We start from the raw sequence: 19,511 nt of genomic DNA on the forward strand, positions 1-19,511 counted from the left end.
CACCCCCCAGGTCATCCGTTCGACAGGGGGGAACAGTCATGCCGGGCCCGGAGGCCAGCGGTCCTCTTGCAGGACCGCGGAAAACATAACGGGGGCGTACACCGCAAGGCCCGCCAGGTCCAGGTCGGATGTCGTGACGGCGCGCACCGCGGCGCGGTTGTCCCGGTCGTTGCCGGTGGTGAAGAGGTCGGTGGTGAACACCGCGCGCGGGAGGGCTCGGGAGAGCACGCGCGCGTGGGCCGACGCCGTCCGCGTCCTCGTACGGCTCCCCGATCACCTCGGGGAGTGTCGTGCCGAGGCCGCTGACCAGGAACGCGGTGACGTTCAGGCGCTGCCAGGTCTCCAGGTCCTCGCGCAGCAGGACAGCGATCTTCGTGTCGAAACGCATCGGTTCGGTGCTCACCATCGGTTCAGTGCTCATGCTTCGAGACTGCCGATCGTCCTACGGCGCCGTCTTGTACGTTCTTTGCATGGCCGCCCGGCAGGAAGTCTTCTACGACCAGGCCCATCTCACCCGGCACTTCCGGAAGTTGGTGGGCGTCACACCGGGGCGGTACGCGCAGGCCCCTACTGCTCCGCCTGCCCCTTCGTGAGGTGCGTGAACGCGTCCAGGTTGCGGGTGGACTCGCCGCGGGAAACCCGCCAGGCGTACTCCCTGCGGATGGCGCTCGAGAAGCCGAGCTCCAGGAGGGTGTTGAAGGCGCCGTCGGCCGCTTCCAGGACCTGGCCCATGAGGCGGTCGACCTCGTCGGCGGTGACCGCGGCGAGCGGGAGGCGGGCGGTGACGTAGACGTCGCCGAGCTGGTCGACGGCGTAACTCACGCCGTACAGCTTGAGGTTGCGCTCCAGGAGCCAGCGGTGGACGCCGGGCTCGTTCTCGTCGGGGTGACGGATGACGAAGGCGTTCAGGGACAGGGAGTGGCGGCCCGCGATGAGGGAGACGGTCGTCTTGAGTTTGCGGGTGCCCGGTAGCTGGACCACGTACGTGCCGGGCGCGGAAATCTCCCACTCCAACTCCGCGTCCTTCAGGAAACCCTCGATGACCTGCGCGGCCGTCTTCTCCACGTCACCCATGCTCGGAGCGTACGCGACGGCGGTGGGCCTGGGCCGCGGCCGCGTAGACGTCGGCGGTGGCGGCGGCCGCGGTGTCCCAGCCGAAGGACTGGGCGTGCGCGGTGGCCGCCGCGCCCATCCGGGCGGGGAGTTCGGGGCCGTCGGCGAAACGCTCGAGCACGCGCGCGTAGCCGGCCGGATCGTGGCCCTGCACCAGGAAGCCCGTCTCGCCGTCCCGTACGGCCACCGGGAGTCCGCCGACCGAGGCCGCGAGGACCGGGGTGCCGGCGGCCTGCGCCTCTATGGCGACCAGGCCGAAGGACTCGCTGTAGGAGGGGACGACCAGCACCGACGCCGCCCGGAACCAGTCCGCGAGCTGGTCCTGGCCGACCGGCGGACGGAAACGGACGACGTCCGCGATGCCCAGCCGCGCCGCCAGCTTCTGCAGGCCCTCCGGCTTGGCGAGACCGCTGCCGCTGGGGCCGCCGACCACGGGGACGACGATGCGGGAGCGGAGCTCCGGCCGCTCGCCGAGGAGCACGGCCACGGCGCGCAGCAGGACGTCCGGGGCCTTCAGGGGTTGGATGCGGCCCGCGAAGAGGGGGACCAGGGCGTCCTGGGGGAGGTCGAGGCGGGCGCGAGCCGCGGCCCGGCCGTCGGCGGGGCGGAAGCGGTCGAGGTTGACGCCGGGGTGCACGACGGCGACCTTGCCGGGCTCGGCGTGGTAGTGCCGGACGAGTTCGTCGGCCTCCTCCGCCGTGTTGGCGATGAGACGGTCGGCCGCGTCGACGATCTGGGTCTCGCCGATGACGCGGGCGGCGGGTTCGGGGGTGTCGCCGTCGGCCAGGTTGGCGTTCTTGACCTTGGCCATGGTGTGCATGGCATGAACCAGGGGGGCGCCCCAACGCTGGGCGGCCAGCCAGCCCACATGGCCGGAGAGCCAGTAGTGCGAGTGGACGAGGTCGTAGTAGCCGGGGCGGTGACCGGCCCAGGCCTGCATCACGCCGTGCGTGAACGCGCACAGCTGGGCCGGGAGGTCCTCCTTGGCGAGGCCCTCGTAGGGGCCCGCGTCGATGTGTCGGACGAGGACCCCGGGGGCCAGTTCGACGGTCGGCGGGAGGCCGCCGGTGGTCGCGCGCGTGAAGATCTCGACCTCGATGTTGATCGCGGCGAGGCGCTGCGCGAGCTCGACGATGTAGACGTTCATGCCGCCGGCGTCGCCGGTGCCGGGCTGGTGGAGCGGTGAGGTGTGCACAGAGAGCATCGCGACGCGGCGGGGGCGGCGGTGGAGCCTGAGCCGCGAGGGGGCCGCCGGAGAGCGACGCCCGAGCCTGTTGGCGTACTGGCTCACGTGGCGTTCCTCCTTGCTGCGGGCATGCCGGACGGAGGGTTGTGCGCCCTCCAAGGGGGTGCAACATCGGAGGGAGGGGGTCCCATTCCGCGCGGACTCCGGCCGGGGCGGTTTTTGCCCAGCCGTTACCGTGAATCGCTCAACTGTTCGGGGGTGGTGCGCGTCGCGGGGCGGCGAACGCCGGACGGACCGGCGGTGGCGCCGCATTACCCTCGTGGGTATGACATCCCGCGCCCCCGCCCGCCCCGTGGGCACGGTCACGCGCGGGACGACCAATCCCAATCGGCTGCGCCGCATGGACCGCTGGATCGCCGCCGCGCACGGCCGTGAGCTGCGGCGGGCCGCCGATCCGGTCGCCGTCGACCTCGGGTACGGGGCCGCGCCCTGGACCGCCGTCGAGTTGCTGACGCGCCTGCGTTCCGTCGCGCCACGCGCGCGCGTAGTGGGCGTCGAGATCGAACCGGCCCGGGTCGCCGCCGCCGAGCCGTACGCGCGCGAGGGGCTGCTCTTCCGGCACGGCGGCTTCGAGATCCCCGTCCCCCAGCGCCCGCACCTCGTGCGCGCCGCCAACGTCCTGCGGCAGTACGACGAGGACGAGGTCGCCGCCGTCTGGGAGCGGCTGTGCGCGCGGCTCGCGCCGGCCGATCCGGCGACCGGGTCCCGCGGCGGGCTGCTCGTCGAGGGGACCTGCGACGAGATCGGGCGGCGGCACGTATGGGTCGCGCTCGGGCCGGAAGGACCGCGCACGATCACCTTCGCGACCCGGCTGGGGTCCCTGGAGCGACCCTCGGACCTGGCGGAGCGGCTGCCGAAGGCGCTGATCCACCGCAACGTCCCGGGTGAGCCGGTGCACGCCTTCCTGCGCGACTTCGACCGTGCCTGGGCGGCGGCCGCGCCCTACGCGTCGTACGGCGCCCGTCAGCGGTGGATCCGCGCGGTGCGGGACCTCACCGCCGACTGGCCGGTGACGGACGGGCCGACGCGGTGGCGGCAGGGAGAAGTGACGGTGCGGTGGGGGGCGTTGGCGCCCCGCCGTTGAACGCGAAGACCCGCGCCGCGGTTGAACGCGAAGACCCGCGCCGCGGTTGAACTCGAAGACCCGCGCCGCGGTTGAACACGAAGACGTACACCGCGGTTGAACGCGGTGACCGGCGCCGGAGGTGAACTCCGGACTTCGCCAAGGGCTCCCCAAGGTTCCTCAAAGTCGTCGGGAACGATCCCCGTGAGTTGTTCGTCACAATGACGGGGAGATCGTCATACCAGGGCGGGTGAAGGGGGAGGAACTGCGGGCGTCGGCACCTGTGTCATCGCTTCTGTCACCGCCTCTGTCGTTTTCGGTCGTGACGTGGCACGATCCCCCGAGAACCGTAAGTTACTGACGGTAAATCAGGTTTGGGGGACGGGGTATGGGTAGGGGCAAGCGCGGCCTGCTCGCGGCGGCCGTGGCCGTGGTCTGCGCGATCACCGTGCTGGGGGCTCCCGGCGCCGCGTTCGCCGCCCCCAGCGCTCCCGAACCCGGTGCCAGTCCCAGTCCCACCACGTCTGCGGGTTCTTCGGCCCCTCCGCTGCCCTCCACCGCGTCCAACAAGGACCTGGAGGCCGTCCGCACCAAACTCGAAGCGCTCTACCACGCCGCCGCGGTCGCCACCGACGCCTACAACGCGGCCGAGGAAGCGTCGAAGAAGCAGTCCGCGGAGATCGTCGAGCTGGCCAAGAAGATCGTCGCGGGTCAGGAGAAGCTCGACGACCTGAAGGACCGCGCGGGCGCCGCCGCCCGGGCCCAGTACCGCACCGGCGGCCTGCCGGACGAGGCACGGTTGATGCTGAGCGACAACCCGTCGGAGTTCCTCGACGGCGCGGGCCGGGTGCTCCAGGGCGAGCGCGCGACCAACGGCCTGATCGGCGAACTGACCCGCACCCAGCAGGACTTGGAGCAGTACTCCCAGGACGCCTCCGCCCAGTGGCAGAAGCTGGAGGACGGCCGCAAGACGAAGGCGGCGGCCCAGAAGAAGATCGAGACGGAGATCGCGGCGGCGGAGAAGCTCCAGTCCCAGCTGGAGAAGAAGGAGAAGGAGCGCCTCGAACAGCTGGAGAAGCAGGCCGCCCAGGAGGCGCAGACCGCCTGGCTGGGCACGGGCATCCTCAACGAGGTCAACGGCTCGGCCTCCGTACAGGGCCAGAAGGCCGTGCAGTTCGCCACCGCGCAGCTGGGCAAGCCGTATGTGTGGGGCGCCGAGGGCCCGGACTCCTTCGACTGCTCCGGACTGACCTCCGAGGCCTGGAAGAGCGCCGGGCAGCCCATACCGCGCACCTCGCAGGAGCAGTGGAAGCAGCTGCCGCACGTCGCGGTCGAGGACATGCGCCCCGGCGACCTGATCATCTACTTCGACGACGCCAGCCATGTCGCGCTGTACGTGGGCGACGGCTCGATCATCCACGCCCCGCGCCCGGGACGGACGGTCACGCTTGCGGGGGCGGGCTCGATGCCGATACTCGGGGTGGTCCGACCGGACGCGTGAGGGCGGCCACATGAAGTGAGCCACGTGACCCACGGCACCTTCGTCCGGCCCCCCAAACCCCTGGCGGACGTGACGTTCGTCATCTCGGCCCGACTCTCGCCCTGCCCAACTGCGGTACGGAACGCGGCATATGACAGTGGCCAGAGATCAAGCGGCGTGTCGCACACCATTCCGTTGCGACGCCTTCTGCCGCTATGGTCCCCGTCGGTGGGTCGAGGTCCCTCGTCCCCGCCATGCCCTCGGGGGGAGGGAAGGAACCCAAGACGATGCCCGTACCCGTACCGCGGCAGAGAGCGATCCCGGCCGTGGAGAGTGGTCAGGCGCAGGCCGCGCCCGCAGTCGGCGGCCCCTCCAGGGAAGAAGCCGCCCGCCACGAGGAAGCCGCTCGCACCGAAGAGGTTCTTCGCGACGAGGCGACGGCGGCCGAGAACGACGGCCCGCTCAACGCCGCGCCCGCCGACGGCGTCCACCATGGCGTGAGCACCACCGGCGTGAGCACCATCGGCGTGAGCACCACCGGCGTGAGCACGAAGAGCCTCAGCACCGAGGGCGTCAGCACCAAGGGCGTGCCCTCTCTGGGCACGGCCGCCACCCCCGCCACCCACACCACCCTCACCCTCCTGATGATCGAGGACGACCCCACGGCCGCGCCGATCGTCCACGACCTGCACGACTCGAACGGCAAGCCGATCCGGGTGCGCACCGCCCGCAACCTCACCGAGGCCGAGCGGCTGCTCACGGACGACGTGCACTGCATCCTGCTGGACCTCGCGCTGCCCGCGCCCGGCAAGGCGAAGGAGGCCGACGACGAGCTCGCCGTCCTGCGGCACGTGCTCCGGCTCGCGCCCCGGCACGCGGTGCTCGCGCTCACCGCGTCCGGCGACGCCGAGCGCGGCGCCGACGCGGTGCGGGTGGGCGCCCAGGACTACCTGTTCAAGGACGAGCTGGACGGCCGGCTGCTGAGCCGCGCAATCCGGTACGCGGTGGAGCGGAAACGTTCCGACACGGCCGAACGGCGGCTCGCCGAGGGCAAGCTGCGCGCGCAGGAGAACGCTCGCCTGGAGCGCGGCCTGCTGCCCACGCCCCTCCTGGAGGGCTCACCGCTGCGCTTCGCCGCCCGCTACCGACCCGGCCGCTCGCGCGCGCTGCTCGGCGGCGACTTCTACGACACCGTCCGCACGCCCGACGGCACCGTGCACGCCATGATCGGCGACGTCTGCGGGCACGGCCCGGACGAGGCGGCGCTCGGCGTGGAGCTGCGCATCGCCTGGCGGGCGCTGACGCTGGCCGGGCTGTGCGGGGACGAGCTGCTGAACACGCTCCAGCAGGTGCTGGAGCACGAGCGCGACGACGACGAGATCTTCGCGACGCTGTGCACGGTGGACATCGCGCCCGACGGCCGCCGGGCGGGCCTGTGTCTGGCCGGTCACCCGGCGCCCCTGATCGCCCGCCCGGACCGGCCCGCGCGCCTGCTGCCGTGCGAAAACAACGGGCCCGCCCTCGGGCTGCTGCCGGGCGCCCGCTGGCCGCGGATGCAGGTCGAGCTGGGCGCCGAGTGGAGCCTGATGCTGTACACCGACGGCCTGATCGAGGGGCGGATCGGCGAGGGCCGCGAGCGCCTGGGTCAGGACGGCATGGTGGAGATGATCCGCCGCCAGCTCTCCGAGGGGCTGCGCGGGGAGGCGTTGTTGCGGGCCGCGGTGAACGAGGTGCGGGAGCTCAACGGGGGCGAGCTGACGGACGACGTGGCTGTTCTGCTGCTGGATCGGGTTCCGTAGGCGGCGGAGGGAGCTACCGGCCGCCGTTGTACGGGCCGTACGGACCGTCGCTGCTGCTGCCGCCTCGCCTGCGGCCCCGGCCGCCGCCACCGCCCACCTGCTGCAGGGCGGGGCGTACGTCCACGAAGAAGACGATCGTGGCGACGAGGCCCGCGAGCTGCAGGAAGAGCATCGGCACCAGCAGGTTCACCGCGACGGCGATGCCGAGGATGATCAGCCAGAAGCCCTTGTTCTGCTTGTCGGCGGCCCGGTACGCGTCGTCTCGGAACAGGGCGGCCATCACCAGTGCCACCACGGCGAGGACCAGCATGGCGAGGTAGAGCACCCACACCAGCCCCGCGAAGCCTGTCATCAGCACAACGCCCACCACCCGATTCGACGCGTCTTGTCTCGACTCGACTCGACCTGCTCGTCCCTACGCGGTCACCGTACCCGCAACCACGCTTCCGCTACCCGTACAACGGGCCGGGCACTCCATGAGTGCCCGGCCCGTGTCGTATGTCCCTGTCCGCCGCGTCCGTCCCGGCGGTTCCAGCCGTCCCGGCCGTCGGTCTCACTTGGCCGGAGGGGTCGTCTTCTTCACGGGGGTGGTCTTGCGGGCGACCGGAGCCTTCTTGACGGCGGTCTTCTTCGCGGGGGCGGGCTCGGCCTTGGCCTCGGCCGGAGCGGGCTTCGGCGCCTCCTTGGCCGCGACCGGCTCGGCCGCGGGCTCGACCACGATCGCCAGCTCCTCGATCTCCTCGGCGGCCTCGCCGCGCCAGGTCTTCACGGCCTGCTCGCCGTGCTCGGCGACCTTCTCGTACGTCTCACGGGCCTTGACGGCGTACTCGGCGGCGACGCCGACACCGCGCAGCGCGAGGTCCTGGGCGGACTCGCCGAGCTTCTTCAGGTCGGCGTCGAGGGTGCTGCCGATCTTCTTGATGTCCCCGTCGAGGGTGCTGATGAAGTCGGTGACCTTGGCCTGGAGGGTCTCCTGCGCCTCCTTGGCGCGGGCGGTCGCCTCCTTGGCGCGGGCGCCGGCCTTCTCCTGCACGACCTTGGGGTCGGTGTTGCGGACGGCCTCGAAACGGGCCGGGGCCTCGGTGCGCAGCTGCTCCACCAGACCCGGCACCTTCTTCGCCTGCTGGAGGGCCAGGTCGGCGGTGCCTGCGGCGAAGTAGAGCGGAGTCGGGTCGCTGAAGGTCTTGCGCAGGTCGTCGGTGATGGCCATGGTGAAGGTCCTTCCCGGATTCACGTTCGTCGTGTACGTCGTGTACGTCGTTTTCGGCTGAGGGTCGTGCGAGCCGCAGTGGGGCGGCCGGTCCCCTGGTCCGGTCAACCGGCCGTCTGCTGCGGATCGGCGTCGCTCTCGTGCTCCTGGGCGTCCGCCGCACCGTCGCCGTCCACGAATCCGTTCTCCTTGCGGAAGGACTCGTAGATCTGGAGCAGCACCTGCTTCTGCTGCTCGGTCAGCGTGGGATCGGCGAGGACGACGGCACGCGTCTCCACCTCGTCCCGATCCCGCTCCGCGTCGAGAATCCCGGCCCGCACGTACAGCGTCTCGGCGGAGATCCGCAGGGCCTTGGCGACCTGCTGCAGCACCTCCGCGCTCGGCTTGCGCAGGCCGCGCTCGATCTGGCTCAGATACGGGTTGGACACCCCGGCGGCATCGGCGAGCTGCCGGAGCGACAGCTGCGCGTTGCGCCGCTGCTCGCGCAGGTACTCACCGAGATTGCCGACGTTGAGCGATGCCATACGTCCACTGTGCACCAACCCCGCTAACTATTGCAAGCACATGCTTGCAATAGTGTGTCGCGTCACCCCGTGGACGGCTGAGGCTGAGCACGACAGGTGTCCGTTCCCAGTGCTTGTGAGGGTTTCCCGCCGGATCTGATCGGCGAAGTGATCGAGTCCCGTTCAACCCGCATCGACGGGAGCGTCGTGGCATCGCCACAGATCCAGCGCACTCGCTCGCTGCCTGGCTTGGCGCGGGCCACGTCGGATGCCTGGGCGGGATCGACGCCGACGACCATGGGGAGGCTGAGCTGCCTGCCCGTAGCCACCGAGGCGACCACCGGTCTGCTGCGTCGGCCCGAGGCCGGCGGACGCCGGCCTCGGCACGCGCGGTGGTCCCACGGTGTCGATCACACGCGAGGCCGGTTCAACAGCCGGGAGAGCACGATGGCGCTCTCGGTCCGTTCCACAGGAGCGGTGGCGCGCACGCGTTGGATGGCCTGTTCCAGGTGGGGGATGTCTCTGGCGAGCATGTGGACGACTGCGTCGGCGGCCCCCGAGACGGTGCAGGCTTCGACGACCTCGGGGATGGCCTCCAGGGCTTGGCGCAGTTCGGCGGGGGTGGGATTGCCGGTGCAGTAGACCTCGACGAAAGCCTCGGTATGCCAGGCCAACGCCTGAGGATCGACGAGAGCGGTGAAACCGCGGATCGCGCCCGTGGCCACCAAGCGGTCGAGACGCCGCTTGGCGGCGGGCGCGGACAGCCCGGACGCCTTGCCGATCTGGGCGTATGTGGCCCGCGCGTCGTGCAGCACGTACCGGATGATCGCTTGATCGATGGCGTCCATGACCTCACTCCAGACGTCAGAACCTGCGGCCCAGCGCAAGAAATGGCCATAGGTCCCCTGACATTGCAATAAAGAGACAGTAGGAAGCAGCAAATGGCGATTGCTTGCGTCGTCCGTCGAACATAGTCTCCGGCTTGTCCTGATGTCACGTGGTGGAAGCAGTGTTGAGATGACAGCAAGCCTGAGCGATGTGGAAGCCTCGGCCCTGGCCGCGGTGAACGAGGCGGCCATCGCCCGGTTGCTGCTGGAACTTCTCGTTGTTCCGAGCGTGACGGGGAGCGCCGCGGAGTCCGAGGTTCAGCACGTCCTTGCCCGGCATCTGAAGCGGATGGACCTCGATGTCGACCTGTGGTCCATGAACCTGCCCGAGCTACGTGACCATCCCCGTTTTCCCGGCAGCGAGGCCCCGCGCACAGAGGCGTGGGGCCTGGTGGGCGGCACGGTGCCCCAGGGCGACGGGCCGACCCTGATCCTCCAGGGGCACGTCGACGTCGTCCCTTCCGGAGACCTGGCGCGTTGGGAGGGTGACCCCTTCCGCCCTCGGGTTACCGGGGACGTGGTGCACGCACGAGGAGCGTGCGACATGAAGGCGGGGGTGGTGGCGATACTCGCCGCCCTGGCCGCGATACGGGAGGCGGGCGCAAGGTTGCGCGGCCAGGTGTCCGCGCATTTCGTAGTCAGCGAAGAGGACGGCGGACTCGGGGCGTTCGGCACCCTCCAACGCGGCCACACCGGCGACACCTGCATCATCACCGAACCGACCAGCGGCGCGGTCATGACCGCGAACGCCGGCGCCCTGACCTTTCGCATCCAAGTACCCGGCCGGGCCACCCACGGCAGCACCAGATACGTGGGAGTGAGCGCCATCGACGCATACCTGCCCATCCACCGCGCGCTCGCCCGTCTGGAAGCCCGCCGCAACGTCGGCGCCGACCCGCTCATGTCCGAATACCCCATCCCCTACCCGCTGTCCGTCGGTACCGTCCATTCCGGCGACTGGGCCAGCAGCGTGCCCGACCTGCTGGTGGCCGAGGGAAGACTGGGCGTCCGGCTGGGCGAGGATCCGGCCCAGGCACGCACCGAACTGGAGGCGTGCGTGGCCGAAGCCTGCGCGGCCGACCCCTGGCTGCGCTCCCACCCCGCCACGGTGACGTGGCCCGGCGGGCAGTTCGCCAGTGGACGGCTGCCGACCGGGCATCCGCTCGCGGCCCAGGTCGCCGACGCGCACGCCGACGTCACCGGCGGCCCGCGACCTTCCGAACGAGGCGCCCCCTACGGCAGCGACCTGCGACTGTACTCCGGGGCGGGCATCCCTACGCTTCAGTACGGCCCCGGCGACGTACGCCTCGCACACGGTCCACAGGAACAGGTCCGCGTGAGCGAGATCGTCACCGTCACCCGGGCACTGGTGCTCGCCACACTGCGCACGGTCGGCACCAAGTAGTAGCCCCCAGTCTCACCCCCTACCGGCTGCTTGTGACCCGGTGGAAGTGACTGTTGCGGACCTGCCTCGTACCGGATCCCCTCACCAAGCCGTCGCCTCTCGGCGGTCAGCCCGCCACCCTGCGCGTACCGCATACCACCGGCCTACCGCAGGGATCACCACGTTGAGCGGGACACCACCGCCCCGACCTGTCCCACTCAACGCGCAAGTACACGCCGAACACCGCCGTGGGCTGCACCTCTCGGGCATCCTGGACCACGTCCCAGTTAGCGTCGTAGATCATGTGGTCGAACGTATGGGGGAAGCAGAGTTGCCCACCTAATCAATTTCCGCGGCTGCCGGCGATCGGCCGTTCTTGAGTTCGCTCGGGGAGCGGTTGACCAGATCCCGCCGATCTTCATGATCGGTCGGGATTTTCGTCTCGTCTGCCCATCGGTGCCGCCGGCTCGGCCGGGTGCGTGATGAAGACGGGCTCCGGCGTCCTCGCGCGTCCACGACGGCCAGGGCCTCTAGGGCGTGGAGCGTTGCGCACATTCCGCTCGCTGACGTCGGGCAGGAAGCGGGCCATGGTGACGAAATCAGCGTCGTCGTGCAGGACAACCAGTCCATGATGCACGGCGGTCGCGCAGATCATCAGGTCGAGCGGCCCGGCCGCACCGAGCGCCCCCTTCTCCGCGAGCGCGTACTGGGCTGTTTCGACCCAGTCCCACAACCTCTTCGGGAGAGGTACGTCAGGGTACAGATCCGTGAACATTGCCCCCATGGCCTCGTACTCCACTGCGTTGCGCGCTGAACGCCGGAACTCGGCCCGCTGGGCAGCGCACGACCCGATGGCCCTGAGGGTGGTGGTCTCCAGCCACGCGTCCCTCAGCTGCTCCTCGCGCAGGAGGCGCCACAGACCCGAGGAGTCGAGCAGGTAGTGGATCACGCGCCACCCTGCTTGTCCTCGACGCGGCGCCGCTGCCAGCCCTCGTGGTCCCACTGCTGGGCGGCATGGAAGTGCTTGGCTACGAGCGCGGCCCGCTCATGGCGTTCGGCGTACTCGCGAAGGGCGGCGTTGACCACGTCCTTCTTGGTGCCACCACCGGCGACACGCATGGCCTTCTCCAGCGCATCGTCATCAAGGTCGATCGTCGTCACGCTCATACTGGACTCCTTTATTCAAGGGCAATATCCAGTATATATATCCGCGGGGTGCATTGCCTGTCCCAGACCACCGGCGCGTTTCCACCCCAGGGCGGTTGCAGGTTCCGGGCTGGGTGGCGCAGCTCGTCATCGCTTGGGTGCGACGGCTCAGCCTGTCGCTTCCTCGGCGGCGGTGCGCAGGGTGCGTACCTGCGGCGAGAGCAGGGCCGCGGTGGTTGCCAGGATGATTAGGGCCTGTCCGGCGGATCAAGTCGCAGGAAAGCAGCGGCGCCTGATCGACGCAGGTGAGCGGGGAATGGTGCGTGCAGCTGCCCCGAACCCAACGAAGCACTACTAGCGTCGGGTGTCATGATCGTATGGCTCAACGGCACCCACGGCGCAGGCAAGACGACGACCAGTGCACTCGTGCAGCGGCTGATCCCGGATTCGCGGGTGTTCGACGCCGAGAAGGTCGGGGAGACGCTCATGGACATCACGCCGGGGCTGCCCGTGACGGACAACTTCCAGCACTGGCCGCCGTGGCGTCCGCTCGTGGTCGAGACCGCCCGCCGCGTGCTCGACTACACCGGCGGCACTCTGGTGATGCCCATGACCGTCCTGGTCGAGCAGTACTGGCGCGAGATCAGCACGGGCCTCGCCCAACACGCCATTTCCGTACGGCACTTCGTCCTCCACGCCGACCAGGAGACCCTCCGTGGACGCATCGCGGGCGACACGGTGCTCGGCCCCAACTCCCCGTTCCGCCTCAAATACCTCGAGCCCTACGCCGAGGCGGCCCGCACCTGGCTGCACGAGGAGGCCGAGGTCATCGACACCACGCACCTCACCCCCGCCCAGGCCGCCCGGCAGATCGCAGAGGCCCTCAAGAACTGAGGCCCGCCACTCATCCCTCCCAAGGCAGTTCCCGCTCATGCAGCACGTCCAGGCGGGACACCGCGCGGGTCAGGACGACGTAGAGGCGGTTCAGGCCTCGTTGTTCTGATTCTGCGATGGCGGCCGGTTCGACGGCGACGACATGGTCGTACTCCAGGCCCTTGGCGAGGGTCGCGGGGACGGTCGTCACCCGGGCGGCCGGGTCGTCCGGGCCGGAGTTCGGGATGCCGGCCGTGGTGAGGGCCTCGCGGACGCCGTCGACCTGTGTGTCCGCGGCGATGACGCCGACCGAGCCCGCGTGGGCGAGAGCGTCGCGTACGGCGGCGACGACCGCGACGTGCAGATCGCCGTCGGCCCGTCGGATGCGCAGCTCGCCGTCCCGGCGCAGGGAGTGGGCGCGGGGCACGTCGGCGTCGAGGCGGTCGAGGAGGCGGCTCGCGAGGGTGAGGACGGCGGCCGGGACCCGGAAGCCCGTGGTGAGCGGGACGATCGTCGCGTCGGGCTTGCCCAGGTGGGCCAGTTGCACCGGCCAGGAGGTCGCCGCCCAGGGGGCGGTGCCCTGGGCCAGGTCGCCGAGGACGGTGAGCGAGCCGAAGGGGACCCGGCGGGCGACGGCCCGGCACTCCATCGGGGAGAGGTCCTGGGCCTCGTCGACGACGACATGGCCGTACCCCTGGGGATGAGCGAGGAGGCCGGCGATCTCGTCGAGGAGGACCAGGTCGGCGGCCGACCAGCGCGCCGACTTGAACGAGCGGGGCGGGCGCGGCCAGTGCAGGGCCTGTTGTTCGTCGGGGTCGAGGAGGCCGCCCGCGGCCCGCGCCAACTCCTCGGGGTGGGTGAGGAGTTGGGTCAGCACCTCCTCCGGGCGCGTCTTCGGCCACATGACGTCCACGCACTCGCTGACCGCCCGCGCCCGTTCGATCCTGCGGATCCAGGCGCCCGGGGGCGGCCCGCTCCGGCGTTCGGCCTGCTCCTGGATCCGGCGGACGATCCGACTGCGCACCCGCTCCCGCCCGGTCTCGTACGGCAGCTCCTCGGCGAGCACGCCCGCGACGATCTCCGCCAGCGCGCGGCCCGGGACGCGCCAACAGTAGGAGCCGTCGGGGACGGAGAGACCCTCGGCGCGGTCGGCCGTCACCCGTCCGTAGACCGCGCGGCGCAGCACCTCGGCCATCCGGGCGTCGTGTTTGAGGGCGGCGGTCCGGTCGGGGTCCGCCCCGGTCACCGGGTGGCGGGCGATCTCGTCGTGGAGGGTCGACTGCCGTACGCCGGTCTCGCCGAGGGAGGGCAGGACCTCAGCGATGTAGCGCAGGAAGGTGCGGTTGGGGCCGAGGATCAGCAGGCCGCCGCGCTGGATGCGGCGCGGGTGGGTGTAGAGGAGGTAGGCGGCCCGGTGCAGGCCCACGGCGGTCTTGCCGGTGCCGGGGGCGCCCTGCACGCACACCGACTCGGTGAGGTCGCCGCGTACGAGGTCATCCTGCTCGGGCTGGATGGTCGCGGCGATGTCCCGCATCGGGCCGACGCGGGGGCGTTCGATCTCGCGGGCGACGATGCCGCCCGGTGCCGTGGGTCCGCCCGGTGCCGCGAGTCCGCCCCGGCCGAGCTGGTCGTTGTGGGGCTGCTCACCGGCGCCCAGGCCCTCGTCCTCCAGGCCGGTGAGGTCGGTGGAGTCGCCGCGGCTGCCGGGGGCCCAGCCGAAGCGGCGTCGGACGGCCACGCCCTGGGGGTCGCGGGCGCTCGCCTGGTAGAAGGCGCGGGAGACGGGGGCCCGCCAGTCGACGACGAGGGGCGGGGCGGCCGGGTGCTCGCTGATGCGGAGCCGGCCGATGTGCTGGGCGAGACCTTCGTGCTCGCCGCCCGTGCCGTGTGCGAAGTCGAGCCGGCCGAAGAACAGGGGGCCCTCGGGCAGCTCGTGCAGGGCCTTGGCGTGGCTGCGCAACCGGTATCCGAGGACTTCGGCGTCGGCGCCGGACGCGGAGACGTCCTCACCGGTGACCACCTGGAGGTCGGCGCCCTCGACCATCGCGGTGAGGGCGGCGCGGCAGGTGTCGTGGTGGGCGCGTTCCTGGAGGAGGGCGGTGTCGAGGTCCTGTGCGTCGGGGGCCGCGGAGTCCTTCGGGGTGAGCTCGGGTGCCGTCATACAGCCAGGGTAGCGAATAACGTGACTGAGTTATATATTTTACCGAGTCTCAGACCGGCGTCGGGGTCAGGTCAGCCGCGGCAGGCCCGCTCCCAGCACAACGAACGCCCGCTCCGCCTCCGCCACCGCGTCCTCCCGGACGTCCTCCAGCCGCTCCCCCGCCGAGATCCGCCGCCAGTTCTCCTCGGCGAGGATCCGCCGTACGGCGACGATCTGACCGGCCGCCAACCGGGCGTCGAGGGCGCCGGACCGGTCGTCCCCGACCGAGCCGCCGAGCGCCTCCGCGAGGGCCTCGGCGAGGGCGGCCTCCGAGCGCTGGAGGTAGCCGTACAGGCGGGCGACCAGGGACGGAGTGCCGTAGAGGAGGTCATAGAAGGCGCGGACGCCCGGGTGGTCGTTGAGCCCGGTGACGGGGTCCTCGGCGGCCAGACCGTCGAGGAAGTGCCGGCGCAGGGCGGGCAGCGGCGCGACTCCCTCGGCGTGCGCCGCGGTGACGACCCGCGCCGCCTCCTGCTCGTGATCGGCGAGCCGGTGCAGGACCAGGTCCTCCTTGGCCGGGAAGTACCGGAACAGGGTCGGCTTGGAGATCTCGGCGGCGGCGGCGATCTCCGCGACGGACACCGCGTCGAACCCGCGCTCGATGAAGAGCCGGACGGCGACGTCCGACACGGCCTGGAACATCCGCTGCCGCTTGCGCTCACGCAGCCCGGTCTCACTCATGAGCCGAGCCTACGGCGACCGGTCCCGGTCCGGCGTCCGGTCCTAGGCCAAGGCTCGGGCCAGGTAGGGGTTTGCTGTTCTTGATACCGGGAGGCCCAGGGAGGCGGTGGCGGCGGCGAGGGTGCCGGCGTAGGAGTCGACGGCTCGGCGGACGTTGGGGGCATCCAGGCTTGCGCGGGTGGCGAGCCGGTCGAGGTCGATGTACGCGGAGCGGACGATCTCGATCCAGCGGTAGACCGACCAGTCCTTGTTCCAGTCGCTCGTGTACCGCTTCGGCAGTTTCTCCTCCCACCGCCGGAACATCCGCGTCCGGATCTCCGGCCGGGTCGGGGTCAGGTGCATGTGCCGGACCAGGTCGTAGAGCGGGTCGCCGACCAGGGCCATCTCCCAGTCGATGATGGTCAGGGCCAGCTCGTCGTTGCGGCGCACCAGGTTCCACGGGTTGAGGTCGCCGTGCAGCAGGGCCGGCGCCCGGTGGCTCACCCGGTGCCGGGACAGGATCTCCCGCAGCCGCCACTCGTCGGGCAGCCCCAGCGTGCGGGCCAGTTGCAGGGACTCCTTCGGCAGGTTGCGCACCAGGCCGACGAGTTGTTCCTTCAGCCACTCGTAGAAGTCGAGCCGCCCGGCATGCGGGTCGACGAACGTGTGGTCCACGCCCGTCAGTTGGCACAGCTGGTCGATGAGCGCGTCCGCCTCGTGCGGGAGCAGACCGTTGACGGGGTGGCTCGGCGGCTGGTCGATACGGGTGCCGACGTAGGTGTGGATGCTGAAGGCGTCGTCCGGGTAGCTCTCGCCCAGCGCCAGGACCTTCGGCGCGGCCACCCGCACCCGGGACTCCTGGATGGCCCGCAGGACGGCGTGCTCGCTCAGGTAGCTCGGCTCGCGCCGTGAGACGTTGCGCAGCTTGCGGCGCACGACGACGGGGGTGGGCATGTCCCGCACCCAGACCACCGAGTTGAGATGCGCGGTCCCCTTGAACACCCGGTCCGCGGGCGCGGCCCCCTCCGCGAGCAGGGCCTCCCGCACGGCGGACGCCGGGAAGAGAGGGTTCTCGGGCAGCCGCGGGTCCGGCTGCCAGGCGGTGGCCTTCGCGATCCAGTGCCGGCCGCTGACCCCTCCGTCGCCCCGCGACGCCAGCCAGCGGAAGAGGGCGCTGGCGATCTCGTCCTTCGCCGGGACGTTCCTCAGCCGCAGCGGCTCCGCCGCCGTCTGCAGCGCCCGGCGGACCTCGGCGGTGGCCTCGTCCATGCTCTTCTGCGTGAACGACTCCTGCAGCGACCGTGCGGCCCGCATCACGTCCGGGTAGACGGACTGCGCCCGCTCGAACGCGACGTAGTGGCGCAGATCCTTGGCCCGGCCCTTGACCGCGCTGGGCCGCAGCTCCTGCATGGCCTCCTCCCACGCGTTGACGACCTCGTCCCACTGGTGGTCGGGGTACTGCATGCGCACCAGGTGGGTGGCGAGGTCGTGCAGGGGGTCACCGTAGGTCGCCAGCTCCCAGTCGACGCAGACGAGCGGCGGCGCGCCGTCGTAGGAGACGATCAGGTTGTCCCGGTGCAGGTCCGCGTGGAGCAGGCTGTACGGCCGCCGCGTCATCGCGGGCACCCGCTCCGCCAGCCGGAGCAGGGCGTCGTCGGCGATGCCCAGCGCCTTGAACAGACCGCCGAACTCACGCCAGTTGGGCTTGCGGATCTGTTCGTCGGCGAGATGCGCGAGGGTCTTCAGGAAGGCCTGGCTGTCGCTGTGGTTGGCGGGCCAGGAACCCGGCAGGTCCGGCAGCGCCGCCCGGCGCACCTGGGTCATCCGCGCCAGCAGCCCGGCCAGCGCCTTCATCAGCAGGGTGTCGACAGGCTTACCGTTTCCGCAGATCGTGGAGAGCGGTACGCCTTCCACATGGCTGTGGATGGCGTAGCCCGGCGTCTTGAGCAGACACTCGGGCGCGTGCGGCAGGGCGCCGTGCACGGCGTCGAGGATGTCCGCCTCGTCCTGCCAGGTCCTGATCACCACGGGCAGCGCGTCGGAGCGGCGGATGCGCACGATCACCGACGTGCCGGCCTCCCGGCCCACCAGCCGGGCCACACCCTCCGTCAGGGGTAGCACATAGTTGCGATTGTGATGGCCGCTGGATTCCTTCATCGATTCGGCGGCCCTGACGAAGGCCCGGAGCACCCCGGGCACGTCCTCGGCGGCTCGTTCCCCGAGGTGACGAGGGGGAACAAGGTGGTCGACCACTGGCCGCTCCGGGTACTCGCGCTGGGCTGGTTAGGGCAAACGGTAAAGGCGCCGCACGACCGGAGCGATGATCAAGTGAGCCAATGGGTGGTGTGCCACTCATCCACGTCAGGCCGTCCGAGACTGGCTGGTTCGCCGTCTCATACGTATGGACGGGAGCGATTGCTCGCGCGATTGAGGCATGCTAGCGCACGCCGTCCCGGCTATTCGGCGAGAAGGTTCCATACGGAGTCGAACCACGCCTGCCAGCTGTCGACGAACACGGTGCCCGACGAATTCGGGTCCGCGTCCTTCACATGGTGGGTGAGCGTGGCACCCAGGCCGAGCACGTCGAGGGCGGTGATCTCCTCGCCGGACTCCAGCTCGATCTGCCGCTGAATCACCTCGTACGGCCCGAGCAGCGCCTCCGCGCCGTTGAAGAGGTAGAGCTTGAACGCCGGCGTCAGCGGCGCGTGCCGGATCTGGACGTCGACGGACTCCACGTGCTTCTCCGTCTTCAGCGCCTTCAGTACCCCGCGCAGCGATTCCGTGTGCCGGTTGGTGATGTCGTGCAGACGATCCCGGAGCCTTGGGTCCTCCTTGTCGTCCCGCACCCTCGGATAGGGCACGTGCAGATCCTCGGAGGGCAGGATCATCCGCAGGCCGATGCGCTCCGGCGCGATGGAGCCCCCGAGGATGCGCTCGGCCTGCAGCCGGATGTGCGCGTCCAGGGACTCGGACGTCAGCGTGTAGGCGTCCAGGGTGACTTCGGGCTGTTCGAAGGCCTCGCTGAGCAGCGGCCCCAGCGTCGCTCCGTGCCGCTGCCGGGTCGCCCTGGGCGTGGACGACTGGATCCGCTGCGTCTTGACCACCCGGGACCCGCTGCCCTGCCGGGACTCGATCCAGCCCTCGTTGACCAGCTCGCGCAGCACGCGCTGGACCGTGTCCCGGGAGACGCCGAACTCCTCGGCCAGATCGCGCTGGGACGGCAGGAAGGCGTGCAGTGGATAGGTGCCGTCCGTCATCCGGGCGCGCAGTTCGTCGGCGACCCGCTGGAACTCCCGTCCGCCGCCGTCCCCACCACTCTGCTGCGCCTCCACACAGCGACCGTACCGCCATCCGTCCAATGACAAACCATTGCCAGTCAAATCCCGGACAACACAGGCCGATTAAGGATCAGCAGGCCAGGGGAAAGCCACTTCAAGGCAACCAGTCCAATTGGACCGGGACTTGCAAGGTTCACTGAGAATGGCAGGGAGGTGGAAGGCCATGCTCCTGTTATCGGCAGTCTGGGAACTCCTCGCGTTCTTCGCGGGATGGACGGTGCAGGCCAAACTCGGGGCGGTGGGCGTCATGCTGCTGCTCACCGTGGCCGTGGGCGTCCGGGCCCGGCACAACATGCTCGCCGTAGGAGCGGCCGTCGTACTCGTGGCCCTGCTCCTCAGATCCCCCTGAACCATCGCCTCAGCCTCTCCAACCACGACTCAGCCTCTCCAACCACGACTCAGCCTCCCCGCCCACCACCCAGGCCTCTCCGCCCACCACTCAGGCCGCGCCGGCCACGGTTCAGGCAGCCCTGACCGCCCACTCAGGTCGCCCTGACCGCGACTCAGGCTGCTCTCCGGCCACGTCTCGGATCACCCGACCGCCACTCAGATCGCCCTGATCGCTACTCAGGTCGCCCCTGACAGCCACCCAGGTCGGCGCTGGCCGAC

The 19,511-nt window shown here is 70.6% G+C and carries 17 protein-coding genes and 3 pseudogenes; 6 read left to right on the forward strand and 14 right to left on the reverse strand.

The features are described from left to right. Nucleotides 1-36: 36 nt before the first annotated feature. From ACIBTS_RS39210 to mshA, 3 genes and pseudogenes are all read right to left on the reverse strand, one after another. A pseudogene (locus tag ACIBTS_RS39210) lies at nucleotides 37-421 on the reverse strand (DUF2000 family protein). A gap of 146 nt (nucleotides 422-567) precedes the next feature. Continuing rightward, nucleotides 568-1,074: a YbjN domain-containing protein gene (locus tag ACIBTS_RS39215; RefSeq protein WP_399325428.1), complete on the reverse strand. Its 507-nt coding sequence runs from the start codon at nucleotides 1,072-1,074 to the stop codon at nucleotides 568-570. After that, complete coding sequence (gene mshA, locus ACIBTS_RS39220; RefSeq protein WP_399325429.1) at nucleotides 1,067-2,404, reverse strand: D-inositol-3-phosphate glycosyltransferase; 1,338 nt, start codon at nucleotides 2,402-2,404, stop codon at nucleotides 1,067-1,069. Before mshA ends, ACIBTS_RS39215 begins: the two co-directional genes overlap by 8 nt. Before the next feature lie 220 nt (nucleotides 2,405-2,624). Here mshA and ACIBTS_RS39225 point away from each other — a divergent pair, with 220 nt between their 5' ends. The 3 genes from ACIBTS_RS39225 (at nucleotide 2,625) to ACIBTS_RS39235 (ending at nucleotide 6,701) form a co-directional block, all read left to right on the forward strand. Next, nucleotides 2,625-3,443: a class I SAM-dependent methyltransferase gene (locus ACIBTS_RS39225; protein WP_399325430.1), complete on the forward strand. Its 819-nt coding sequence runs from the start codon at nucleotides 2,625-2,627 to the stop codon at nucleotides 3,441-3,443. Between the two features lie 367 nt (nucleotides 3,444-3,810). After that, on the forward strand, nucleotides 3,811-4,923 hold the full coding sequence (locus tag ACIBTS_RS39230) for an NlpC/P60 family protein (protein ID WP_399325431.1): 1,113 nt from the start codon (nucleotides 3,811-3,813) through the stop codon (nucleotides 4,921-4,923). A gap of 266 nt (nucleotides 4,924-5,189) precedes the next feature. Continuing rightward, entirely contained in the window at nucleotides 5,190-6,701 is a 1,512-nt protein-coding gene (locus ACIBTS_RS39235; RefSeq protein WP_399325432.1) for a PP2C family protein-serine/threonine phosphatase, read from the forward strand. 13 nt (nucleotides 6,702-6,714) lie between these two features. Here ACIBTS_RS39235 and ACIBTS_RS39240 read toward each other — a convergent pair whose 3' ends face one another. The 5 genes and pseudogenes from ACIBTS_RS39240 to ACIBTS_RS39260 form a co-directional block, all read right to left on the reverse strand. Then, the gene (locus tag ACIBTS_RS39240; protein WP_399325433.1) at nucleotides 6,715-7,053 is read right to left on the reverse strand and encodes a DUF2516 family protein; all 339 of its coding nucleotides are present in this window, start codon (nucleotides 7,051-7,053) and stop codon (nucleotides 6,715-6,717) included. Between the two features lie 201 nt (nucleotides 7,054-7,254). After that, complete coding sequence (locus ACIBTS_RS39245; protein WP_399325434.1) at nucleotides 7,255-7,911, reverse strand: hypothetical protein; 657 nt, start codon at nucleotides 7,909-7,911, stop codon at nucleotides 7,255-7,257. 104 nt (nucleotides 7,912-8,015) lie between these two features. Next, nucleotides 8,016-8,435, reverse strand: coding sequence for a helix-turn-helix domain-containing protein (locus ACIBTS_RS39250; protein WP_079661439.1), 420 nt, complete (start codon nucleotides 8,433-8,435; stop codon nucleotides 8,016-8,018). 143 nt (nucleotides 8,436-8,578) lie between these two features. After that, nucleotides 8,579-8,710 (reverse strand): annotated as a pseudogene (locus tag ACIBTS_RS39255) (SAM-dependent methyltransferase); the annotation flags it as partial. A 114-nt stretch (nucleotides 8,711-8,824) separates the two neighbouring features. Continuing rightward, nucleotides 8,825-9,262 carry an Lrp/AsnC family transcriptional regulator gene (locus tag ACIBTS_RS39260; RefSeq protein WP_030049525.1) on the reverse strand — a complete coding sequence of 146 codons (438 nt, stop codon included), beginning with the start codon at nucleotides 9,260-9,262 and terminating at the stop codon, nucleotides 8,825-8,827. A gap of 169 nt (nucleotides 9,263-9,431) precedes the next feature. Between ACIBTS_RS39260 and ACIBTS_RS39265 the strand changes: the two genes are divergently transcribed. Beyond that, nucleotides 9,432-10,706: an ArgE/DapE family deacylase gene (locus ACIBTS_RS39265; protein WP_399325435.1), complete on the forward strand. Its 1,275-nt coding sequence runs from the start codon at nucleotides 9,432-9,434 to the stop codon at nucleotides 10,704-10,706. Between the two features lie 517 nt (nucleotides 10,707-11,223). Here the strand turns inward: ACIBTS_RS39265 and ACIBTS_RS39270 are convergent. Together ACIBTS_RS39270 and ACIBTS_RS39275 are read right to left on the reverse strand one after the other, a co-directional pair. Further along, nucleotides 11,224-11,634: pseudogene (locus tag ACIBTS_RS39270) on the reverse strand (PIN domain-containing protein); the annotation flags it as partial. Then, entirely contained in the window at nucleotides 11,631-11,852 is a 222-nt protein-coding gene (locus tag ACIBTS_RS39275; RefSeq protein ID WP_399325436.1) for a type II toxin-antitoxin system VapB family antitoxin, read from the reverse strand. The pseudogene ACIBTS_RS39270 and the gene ACIBTS_RS39275, both read right to left, overlap by 4 nt. Nucleotides 11,853-12,200: 348 nt before the next feature. Here ACIBTS_RS39275 and ACIBTS_RS39280 point away from each other — a divergent pair, with 348 nt between their 5' ends. Then, complete coding sequence (locus ACIBTS_RS39280; protein WP_399325437.1) at nucleotides 12,201-12,725, forward strand: ATP-binding protein; 525 nt, start codon at nucleotides 12,201-12,203, stop codon at nucleotides 12,723-12,725. A 10-nt stretch (nucleotides 12,726-12,735) separates the two neighbouring features. Here ACIBTS_RS39280 and ACIBTS_RS39285 read toward each other — a convergent pair whose 3' ends face one another. From ACIBTS_RS39285 to ACIBTS_RS39300, 4 genes are all read right to left on the reverse strand, one after another. Further along, complete coding sequence (locus ACIBTS_RS39285; protein ID WP_399325438.1) at nucleotides 12,736-14,865, reverse strand: HelD family protein; 2,130 nt, start codon at nucleotides 14,863-14,865, stop codon at nucleotides 12,736-12,738. Nucleotides 14,866-14,931: 66 nt separating this feature from the next. Then, a complete protein-coding gene (locus ACIBTS_RS39290) occupies nucleotides 14,932-15,585 on the reverse strand; it encodes a TetR family transcriptional regulator (protein WP_399325439.1) in 654 nt (217 codons plus the stop codon). Between the two features lie 42 nt (nucleotides 15,586-15,627). Next, complete coding sequence (locus ACIBTS_RS39295; RefSeq protein WP_079664963.1) at nucleotides 15,628-17,721, reverse strand: aminoglycoside phosphotransferase family protein; 2,094 nt, start codon at nucleotides 17,719-17,721, stop codon at nucleotides 15,628-15,630. 299 nt (nucleotides 17,722-18,020) lie between these two features. Next, nucleotides 18,021-18,896 carry a winged helix-turn-helix domain-containing protein gene (locus tag ACIBTS_RS39300; protein ID WP_079661428.1) on the reverse strand — a complete coding sequence of 292 codons (876 nt, stop codon included), beginning with the start codon at nucleotides 18,894-18,896 and terminating at the stop codon, nucleotides 18,021-18,023. A gap of 169 nt (nucleotides 18,897-19,065) precedes the next feature. On the opposite strand from ACIBTS_RS39300, the gene ACIBTS_RS39305 reads away from it, so the two are divergent. Then, nucleotides 19,066-19,251, forward strand: coding sequence for a hypothetical protein (locus ACIBTS_RS39305; protein WP_079661427.1), 186 nt, complete (start codon nucleotides 19,066-19,068; stop codon nucleotides 19,249-19,251). Nucleotides 19,252-19,511 lie beyond the last annotated feature (260 nt).

Origin of the sequence: Streptomyces sp. NPDC050121 (genome assembly GCF_044460385.1) — a bacterium.
Taxonomy (GTDB): Bacteria; Actinomycetota; Actinomycetes; order Streptomycetales; family Streptomycetaceae; genus Streptomyces; species Streptomyces soliscabiei.